The sequence below is a fragment of the Streptomyces sp. NPDC006624 genome, assembly GCF_040611555.1.
Classification (GTDB): Bacteria; Actinomycetota; Actinomycetes; order Streptomycetales; family Streptomycetaceae; genus Streptomyces.
Genome location: NZ_JBEXOM010000078.1, coordinates 1 through 1215, shown reverse-complemented (window position 1 = coordinate 1215; position 1215 = coordinate 1). Strand labels below are relative to the sequence as shown.

Annotated in this window: 1 protein-coding gene; it reads left to right on the top strand. The window is 69.8% G+C overall.

Annotated features, from left to right (window positions below):
- Positions 1-151 precede the first annotated feature (151 nt).
- Positions 152-1215 (top strand): low temperature requirement protein A (locus tag ABZY20_RS37285; protein ID WP_356447982.1); only part of this gene is annotated, 1064 nt, incomplete at its 3' end.

Here is a 1215-nt window from a genome sequence, read left to right as displayed (position 1 = left end):
GTTGTGGGAGGGCCTTCAGGCTCGACACCGTTAGCACCGATCGCCGCCGGCGTCGGGCCTGAAAGCCCTCCCACAACCGCCGGCGTCTCCACACCGCCTACGCGAACGACCGCGCTAGTCTGATCGGGCGCCCGCCACTTCCCTTGCCGCCATGACCCCCACCCGCCCCAGCCTGCTGCGCACCCGCGAAGGCCACGCCAAGGTCGGCTTCGCCGAACTGTTCTTCGACCTGGTGTTCGTGTTCGCCGTCACCCAGCTCTCGCACACCCTGCTCGAACACCTCGACCTCGCCGGAGCGCTGCGCACCGGCCTGCTGTTGCTGGGCGTGGGGTGGCTGTGGATCTACACCTCCTGGGTCACCAACTGGCTCGACCCGGAGAAGGTGCCGGTACGGCTGATGATCTTCGCGCTGATGCTCGGCGGCCTGCTGCTGTCGTCCTCGCTGCCGCACGCCTTCGCCGAACGCGGCCTGGCCTACGGCGCGACCTTCGCCGCGATGCAGGTCGGCCGCACCTTGTTCATGCTGTGGGCGCTGCGCGGCGGCCACAGCCCCGGCAATTTCCGCAATTTCGTGCGCATCGCCATCTGGCTGAGCGTGTCGGCGGTGTTCTGGCTGCTCGGCGGCCTGGCCGAACCCGAAGCGCGGCTGTGGTGGTGGCTGGCCGCGGTCGCGATCGAGTACCTCGGCCCGATCGCGTTCTTCCGCGTGCCCGGCCTGGGCCGCTCCTCGCTCACCGACTGGGACATCGAAGGCGGCCACCTGTCTGAGCGCTGCGGCCTGTTCGTCATCATCGCGCTGGGCGAATCGATCCTGATCACCGGCGCCACCTACGCCAAGCTCGACTGGAACCCGACCACGCTGGCCGCGTTCGTGGTCGCCTTCCTCGGCAGCGTGGCGATGTGGTGGATCTACTTCGACAGCGGCGCGGCGCGCGGCGAGCACCGCATCGTCCACGGCGGCGACGCCGCGCGGCAGGCGCGGCTGGCCTACACCTACCTGCACCTGCCCATCGTCGGCGGCATCATCGTCTGCGCCGTCGCCGACGAACTGGTGCTGGTGCACCCGGCCCACGCCGACGCCGGCGGCATCGCCGCCATCGTCGGCGGCCCGGCGCTGTACCTGCTGGGCTGCGGCTTGTTCAAGTGGGTGACCAACACGCGCAAGTTCCCGCCGCTGTCGCACATGGGCGGGTTGGCGTTGTTGATCGCGCTGTG